This window comes from Acinetobacter sp. Colony158, assembly GCF_019264745.1.
GTDB lineage: Bacteria > Pseudomonadota > Gammaproteobacteria > Pseudomonadales > Moraxellaceae > Acinetobacter > Acinetobacter ursingii.
On record NZ_CP078523.1, the window covers coordinates 2,184,061 to 2,191,828 of the forward strand.

7 protein-coding genes are annotated in these 7,768 nt (G+C 38.8%); 5 read left to right on the forward strand and 2 right to left on the reverse strand.

Features of this window, described 5'->3' with window-relative positions:
* Position 1: 1 nt before the first annotated feature.
* Positions 2–2,074 (reverse strand): methionine--tRNA ligase, encoded by a 2,073-nt coding sequence (gene metG / locus JR005_RS08965; protein WP_004998984.1) that lies wholly within the window; start codon positions 2,072–2,074, stop codon positions 2–4.
* Positions 2,075–2,587: 513 nt separating this feature from the next.
* Between metG and JR005_RS08970 the strand changes: the two genes are divergently transcribed.
* The 3 genes from JR005_RS08970 to JR005_RS08980 all read left to right on the forward strand — a co-directional run bounded on the left by JR005_RS08970 (position 2,588) and on the right by JR005_RS08980 (position 5,471).
* Positions 2,588–3,052: a hypothetical protein gene (locus JR005_RS08970; RefSeq protein WP_004987312.1), complete on the forward strand. Its 465-nt coding sequence runs from the start codon at positions 2,588–2,590 to the stop codon at positions 3,050–3,052.
* Between the two features lie 178 nt (positions 3,053–3,230).
* The gene (gene apbC / locus JR005_RS08975) at positions 3,231–4,457 is read left to right on the forward strand and encodes an iron-sulfur cluster carrier protein ApbC (RefSeq protein WP_218664921.1); all 1,227 of its coding nucleotides are present in this window, start codon (positions 3,231–3,233) and stop codon (positions 4,455–4,457) included.
* A gap of 138 nt (positions 4,458–4,595) precedes the next feature.
* Positions 4,596–5,471 (forward strand): 5'-methylthioadenosine/S-adenosylhomocysteine nucleosidase, encoded by an 876-nt coding sequence (locus JR005_RS08980; RefSeq protein ID WP_218664922.1) that lies wholly within the window; start codon positions 4,596–4,598, stop codon positions 5,469–5,471.
* On the opposite strand, the gene JR005_RS08985 is transcribed toward JR005_RS08980, so the two are convergent.
* The gene (locus JR005_RS08985) at positions 5,468–6,052 is read right to left on the reverse strand and encodes a DUF2062 domain-containing protein (protein WP_218664923.1); all 585 of its coding nucleotides are present in this window, start codon (positions 6,050–6,052) and stop codon (positions 5,468–5,470) included. The genes JR005_RS08980 and JR005_RS08985 overlap by 4 nt on opposite strands.
* A 460-nt stretch (positions 6,053–6,512) precedes the next feature.
* On the opposite strand from JR005_RS08985, the gene JR005_RS08990 reads away from it, so the two are divergent.
* Positions 6,513–7,106 carry a LysE family translocator gene (locus JR005_RS08990; RefSeq protein WP_218664924.1) on the forward strand — a complete coding sequence of 198 codons (594 nt, stop codon included), beginning with the start codon at positions 6,513–6,515 and terminating at the stop codon, positions 7,104–7,106.
* Positions 7,107–7,208: 102 nt separating this feature from the next.
* Positions 7,209–7,768, forward strand: a 560-nt coding sequence (gene dcd / locus JR005_RS08995) for a dCTP deaminase (RefSeq protein WP_218665818.1), incomplete at its 3' end; no start/stop codon positions are given.

A 7,768-nucleotide genomic window follows, 5' to 3' on the forward strand; every position in this document is an offset into this window, starting at 1 on the left:
ATTAAGAAACTTTATCACCCGCTTTAGCGCCAGATTCAGGTGAAATCACCCAAACACCTTCGCCATTACCCGCAGCAAGTACCATCCCGTTAGAAATACCAAAACGCATTTTACGAGGTGCAAGATTCGCCACCATTACGACTAATTTGCCTTTTAAGTCTTCTGGCTGATAAAACTCACGGATACCACTAAACACATTGCGCGGTTCAGCTTCGCCGACATCTAAGGTGAGTTGCAGCAATTTATCAGAACCATCCACGATTGCTGCTTCAAGCACTTGCGCCACACGCAAATCCACTTTTAAGAAATCATCAATTTTAATGATCTCAGAACTATCCGTTGTAGCAGGCGCTTCAACTTTTTTCTCAGCCATTTTGTCTTTTTTCTTTTCGGCTTTAGGTGTTTCAGTCGTAGCAGCTAAAGAATCTTTAGATGCATCGACCATGGCAGTGACCGCTTTAGGATCAACACGTTGCATTAATGGTTCAAACTGAGCAATTTCATGGCTAGCTAAAATCTGCTTGCGCGATGCAAAATCAAAACTTTCGAGTTGTAAGAATGCCTGCACTTGAGTGGCAAGTGTTGGCAAAACTGGCGCAAGATAAATCGCCAATTGACGGAATAGGTTAATACCGACAGAACACACCTCGTGAACTTGCTGTTCCTGACCTTCTTGTTTCGCCAAAGCCCACGGTTTTTTCTCATCAATATATTGATTGGCACGATCTGCAAGTGCCATGATTTCACGAATGGCGGCACTAAACTCACGTTCTTCGTAAGCTTTGGCAATCGAATCGCCTGCGTCAATAAAACTTTGTACAAGCTCGGACTCAGCGCAGTTAGCCGATAACGTATTGCCAAAATCTTTATTGATAAATTTGGCACAACGACTGGCAATATTCACGACTTTGCCGACCAAGTCTGAGTTTACTTTTTGAATAAAATCATCCAGATTCAAATCCGAATCTTCGACCTTATCCGAAAGTTTTGAGGCAAAGTAATAACGTAAATATTCAGGATTCAAATGCTCTAAATAGGTTTCGGCCTTGATAAATGTTCCGCGAGATTTCGACATCTTTTGACCATTGACCGTCAAAAAGCCATTTACGAATAAACCTGTTGGCGTGCGGTAATTTGCACCTTCAAGCATTGCAGGCCAAAACAATGCATGGAAATAGACAATATCTTTACCAATGAAGTGATAGACTTCATTTTTACTGTCTTTTTTCCAGTAATCATCAAAGTTTAAGTCTGGACGTTTGGTTTTTATATAGTTTTCAAAACTTGACATATAGCCAATCGGCGCATCGACCCAGACATAAAAATATTTATTCGGTGCATCTGGAATTTCAAAACCAAAATAAGGCGCATCACGGGAAATATCCCAGTCTGCCAAACCTGCTTCAAACCATTCATCTAACTTGTTGGCAATTGAAACTGGTAAGCGACCTTCGTCACGTGTCCATTTTTGCAAATATTCAGAAAAATTTGGCAGTTTAAAGAAATAATGATCTGACGATTTTTCGACAGGCGTTGCACCGCTTAAAGTCGAACGTGGATCGATCAGTTCAGTGGCATTGTAGGTTGTACCACAGACTTCACAGCTATCGCCGTACTGATCTGGCGATTTACATTTCGGGCATGTGCCTTTAATAAATCGATCTGATAAAAACATCTGTTTTTCAGGATCAAAAAGCTGTGTCACAGGGCGAATAGCAATATTATTGGCATCACGATTTTTTAAATAAATTTCCTGTGAGCGTGATTTGTTAGTTTCGCTATGGGTTGAATCATAATGATCAAAACTAATTCCAAAACCAGAAAAATCACGTTCATGTTCTTTTTGAACATTGGCAATTTGCTGCTCTGGACTAATACCATTGGCTTCAGCACGAAGCATGATCGCTGTGCCGTGAGCGTCATCCGCGCAGACATAAGTCACATCATGTCCCATTGCACGCATGGCACGAACCCAGATATCCGCTTGGATATAACCGAGTAAATGACCCATATGGATCGGACCATTGGCATAAGGAAGAGCATTGGTGACTAAAATTTTACGCACGGATTTCATTCTCTCATTCGTATTCATCAGAAGATCAATGATTTTACTTGAACAGCAGAGGAAAATAAACTTAAAGCATAGGTTTAAAGCGTTGTCCCGAAGGCTATCGCCAAAAATAGCCATAAATGTCGTAATGAAACTGAGTAAGTGAGTAACGATTTCTTTCGTTGCATGCCTTGTTTATTATAATTTTAGCTGATAACACAATACATGCATCAAATTTCAACAGATCTTATTTATATGAAAGCACAAATTCAGCAAATATATGAGTCAATGGCGGAGTTACAATGATTCTGATTTACCGCAACCGATGCAAATATTCTCAGCAGAGGATTTGATAATTATTCCTTTAAAATGAATAACAAAAGTTTCGCTACATCCTGTATCTACTTTGTTTCAAATTGCAGTTTTTACTTAAAAAAAATTTAAAGCAAGGTATAAATAAAGTCAGATTCAAGTACATTGATCCGCGCTTAACCAGCGTGTCCTAACATTTTTAAAATGAACAATGAGGGCGTAATAATGACAACTGAAAATAAACTTGATGATTTGAAAGCAAAAGCCAGTGAATTAGGTGATGAAGCCAAATATAAAGCTGAACAAGCAAAGATTGAGGGTGAAAAAGCCTTAGATGACGCTAAACATCAAGCTCAAGAAGCAAAACTTAAAGGTGAAAAGGCATTCGATGATTTGAAAAAAGATGCCTCTGAACAGTACGCTGAAAATAAGGCAATAGCAGATGAAAAAATCGATGAAGCCAAAAATAAATGGGATGAGTCGAAACAAGATGCTCAAGACAAATATGAACAGTTAAAAACAGAAGCAAGTCAAAAACTGGATGAAGCTAAACTCAAAGCCAATGAACTGAAACATGAAGCTTCTGAAAAGTTTGATGAATTAAAAGTTCAAGCCAGTCAAAAAATTGACGAGCTTAAAAAAAGTGCAACTGATGTACTAAATAAATTTAAAGGCAATGATAAGACCTAGTCTTCAATTGACTTAAAAATACGCTGATGTTTTGAATAACTGCTCATAATGATATGGGCAGTTTGTTTATAAAATATATGTTCAAAGCATATCAGCAAAATCAAGTACGCGCCTATAAACTAATACTGTTAAACTAGCACATCGTTCAGTTTAAAATTCCATAGTTGGAGTGCAATATATGTCGTGGCTTTCTTCATTAAAATCGGTTTTTTCACCTGCTCAAGAGGTGAAAGAAGAAGAAATCCAGCGTATCTTACAACAATATCAACTGCCTCAATCTGAACACTTAATCAAAGATCGTATTACACAGGTCAATGTAGAAGGTCATGTTTTACAACTGACCATCAATACTTACCCACACGAGGCCGATCATTTACAACAAATTCATGATGATTTGGCGGCTGCTTTGCTGCAATGCGGAATCGAAGAACTCAATTTACATGTCATTCAGCAGAAATCAGCCAAGTTAGGGCAAAATCAATCTCATAGCGAAAAACACGCAGCTCAAAGCTCAAACTTACCGCCAGTGGTGGATGCATCTGCACCAGTTTCAGAAGATCCTAATAATCCGCCTATTCAGAAAGCAGCGCCTAAACAACGAGATGTGGCTGCACATCCACGTATTAAAAACGTGATTTTGGTGTCTTCTGGCAAAGGCGGTGTGGGTAAATCAACCACAACGGTCAATTTGGCACTTGCTTTACAACAAAAGGGATTAAAAGTTGGGGTGTTGGATGCCGATATTTATGGGCCAAGCATTCCAACTATGCTAGGTAATGCGGGCAAGACCCCTATGATCGAAAATGAACATTTTGTACCCTTAGATGCGTATGGTTTGGCGGTACTTTCAATTGGGCATTTAACAGGGGATCATAATACGCCAGTGGCATGGCGTGGGCCAAAAGCCACGGGTGCCCTGATGCAACTGTTCAACCAAACCTTATGGCCTGATCTGGATATCTTGGTCATTGATATGCCGCCAGGAACGGGTGATATTCAATTAACACTTGCACAGCGTATTCCTGTGACTGGTGCAGTAATTGTAACCACGCCACAAAATGTTGCGCTGATGGATGCGACCAAAGGTATTGAACTATTTAATCGGGTCAATATTCCAGTGTTGGGCGTGATTGAAAATATGTCGACTCATATTTGTTCAAATTGTGGCTATGAAGAACAGATTTTTGGGGTAGGTGGTGGTGATAAACTTTCAGAGCAATATCACATTCCATTGTTAGGTCGCTTACCTTTAAATGTACAAATTCGTGAAAATGCCGATAGTGGCAAACCGAGTGTGATCGCAATGGATGATGCAGCAGAGAGTTATCTTCAAATTGCAGATGTCGTCCGGCAGCAACTACAAAAACAACCGCAGCGTCAGCGCGATGACAAGCGAATTTTCTAAATAATTTTAAAGCCCGAAATGATCAAAAATCGGGCTTTTTCTTTTGTTATATACAAATAATATAAACATTAAAATTAAAGCTGGCATGTCAATTGCTAATAATTCAATTGTTATTTAATAAGAATATTTGAGTGAAATATGCAATTTAAATCAGTATTGGCCATCGCAACATTTTCAGTCTGCATTATGCTTAGTGCATGCAATAATGAGGATTCATCGGCAGTGACTCAAAATAATCAAGATCAAAAATTAAAATTACAACCTATCGTCATTCAAGGTGCGTTACCTGTCGAATCTGAACGCATGGCCTCTAGACTGGATCAAGTTTCAATTGAAACGATTGGGGGATGGAAATTCTGGAAAGGGACTTATCATGGTTATCCAATGATTATTTCCAAAACGCGCATGGGGATGAGTAATTCTGCGGCTGCCACTGCGATTGCGATTGAACGCTTTAAACCTATCGCGATCATTAATCAGGGAACCTCAGGGGGACATGATCCTAACCTCAATGTGTATGACATTATATTAGGTAAGTATGCAACCAATATTGGCGCGTTTAAAACACCTTCCAAAGCAGTGGGTGCGGGATCAAACTCACTTGAGTGGGTTGAAGCCTTTGATGTATTGCCTGAAGATGAAACCGATCCAGAACCGATTGCGATTCGTAAATTTGAAGCAGATTCAAAATTGCTGGCAGCGGCGCACCGTACACAACATCTTTATCAAAAAGGCAAAGTCGTTGAGGGAACAATCGGTTCAGCAGATGTCTGGAATAATGAGCTTGATCGCATTCATTTCTTTTACCAAAACTATGGGACATCAGTCGAAGAAATGGAAGCTGCCTCTGTAGCACAAATTGCTAGCCAGTTTAGTGTTCCCTTTATTGGGATTCGAGTGGTCTCCAATAACATTACCAATGGCGGTAAGTACGATGCAGGAACGGGTGAAGCTTGTCAGGATTTTGTACTTGAAGTTGCTGAACAGTATATGAGTGAACAATTAAAAGATTAAGGCGTGGTTTTTCTATGCACGTTGGGTAGGGTGGCATTTAACTGATTTGCCTTACGTTTTTTCCAATGACGGTAAATGCTGAAACGCCAGAAAATTTCGGTAATCAGATATAAAACTAAGGCAACCACGAAAGCTTCAATGATTAAGCCAGACATTAAAATTTTGGCAAGACTCAAATCAATATGACCATGACCCAAGTGTTTGACCCAATTACAAATTTGATGCAATACACCCAGCATCATTTCTTTATTAATCATGTGCACATGAAAAATTTGAGTGCCAATCCAGAAGCCAATATACAAAATAGGAACGAGAGTGAATGGATTACTCAACCATGCTAAAGCAAGGCCTACAGGTAAATTGACTTCAAAAAATAGAATCGCTGCGACAATGAAAATGCTATGAAATGGAATAGGCAGTAAACCGAAGAAAGTACCGATGAATACAGCCTTTGCGATAGATTTTCGATTGACATACCAAAGCACTGGATTTAAGGTTCTTTGCCCAAAAATCCGCATAAATTTCAGACTGGAGACTTTCTGTGGAGAAGGAAGCCAGGATTGAAAAAATTGCTTTGCCATAGACTGCTGTTCGGAGAGTATTGTCTGAGTATGTCTTATAAATCAAAGAACTAGATCGATCATAAAACGCCTGTACTCAGACATAGTGAAAGTGAAAACTTAGCGAAAGCTTAAAATGGATTTAAACTTGGGTTAAAAAGAAAACACTATAGGTTGATCTTTATAAATTACGCCTTTCGTTGATTGAAGTCAATTCCATATATCTTATAGGTGTTTATATTGCTTTTAAATCAATAAAATAAATGAATATTTATCATTTGCTTATATTATTGTTGTGTTACTAAAAAAGCATATGGAATGAGCAATAAAAATGCTGACTATGTAGTCTAACCAATTAATTATGTGATTTTACAATCTTTTTACAAATCTCTTATTGTTTTTTAAAAGGCTTTGTAAAGTTTGTTTTGCTTCTTTAAATGGTTTGGATTAGTCTTGCAAGATTACTTAGTGAGGTCATTTTATGATTTCATTGCTTTTTGTTGGTCTTGTGACTGCATTACTTCTGACTCCCGGCCCTACCAATACGCTATTGGCTTCATCTGGTATCCAGATGGGGGTTCGTCGTTCGCTTAAATTGATTCCAGCCGAAGCGATTGGCTATGTGATTGCGATTAGTACATGGGGCATGATGATTGATCATGTTTCCAAAACATTTGCGCTTTTGCCCACCATATTAAAGCTTCTCAGTGCATTTTATATTTTGTATTTGGCAGTCAAATTATGGCGAACCGCTGATCTTGAAATTAATTTAAATCAACCCACTATTCGCCCACGTGAATTATTCTGCGCGACTTTGTTAAATCCGAAGGCATTGTTATTTGCTTCTGCTATTTTCCCTGAAAGTGCATGGGTGAATGTGCAAACTTATGTTGTGCATATTTTGAGTTTTTTGTGTTTGATCCTTCCAATTGCTGTTTTTTGGATTTTTCTTGGTTCTGTCTTGGCTTCAAATAAAATTCATTGGCTCAATGCCTGTAATTTACAACGGACCGCATCTTTGGTTTTGGTGAGTTTTTCTATTCCGTTAAGTTATTCTGCAATTTTAAAGTTCTAAATTGTGCATCAAAAAATGCCTTCATTTCATTGAATGATTTTCATTGGGGATGAATTACGTTAAAGTAGCGGACAGTAAAATCTTGAGTATTGGGATATCACAATGGCAATTAAGTCTGATCGCTGGATTCGCGAGATGAGCGAAAAATACGGCATGATTGAACCGTATGCAGAAAATCAGGTTCGCTTTAATCCGCAAGGCGAAAAACTGATTTCGTATGGCGTATCCAGCTATGGTTATGACGTGCGCTGTGCTCCAGAGTTTAAAGTGTTTACCAATGTTCATTCTGCAATTGTTGACCCTAAAAACTTCGATGAAAAAAGCTTTATCGATATTGAATCTGATGTGTGCATCATTCCACCTAATTCTTTTGCGCTAGCGCGTACTGTTGAATATTTTCGTATTCCACGTAATGTCCTGACGATTTGTTTAGGAAAATCGACCTATGCTCGTTGCGGTATTATCGTCAATGTCACTCCGCTAGAACCAGAGTGGGAAGGTCATGTGACATTGGAATTTTCTAATACCACCAATCTACCAGCGCGTATTTATGCAGGGGAAGGCGTGGCACAAATGCTATTTTTTGAAAGTGATGAAGTGTGCGAAACGTCTTATAAAGATCGTGGTGGTAAATATCAGGGTCAAGTCGGTGTGACTTTACC

Bases quoted from the DNA above. Each gene is read 5' to 3' on its own strand.
- metG (WP_004998984.1), bottom strand. From the start codon at position 2,074: ATGAAATCCGTGCGTAAAATTTTAGTCACCAATGCTCTTCCTTATGCC.
- JR005_RS08970 (WP_004987312.1), top strand. From the start codon at position 2,588: ATGACAACTGAAAATAAACTTGATGATTTGAAAGCAAAAGCCAGTGAA.
- apbC (WP_218664921.1), top strand. From the start codon at position 3,231: ATGTCGTGGCTTTCTTCATTAAAATCGGTTTTTTCACCTGCTCAAGAG.
- JR005_RS08980 (WP_218664922.1), top strand. From the start codon at position 4,596: ATGCAATTTAAATCAGTATTGGCCATCGCAACATTTTCAGTCTGCATT.
- JR005_RS08985 (WP_218664923.1), bottom strand. From the start codon at position 6,052: ATGGCAAAGCAATTTTTTCAATCCTGGCTTCCTTCTCCACAGAAAGTC.
- JR005_RS08990 (WP_218664924.1), top strand. From the start codon at position 6,513: ATGATTTCATTGCTTTTTGTTGGTCTTGTGACTGCATTACTTCTGACT.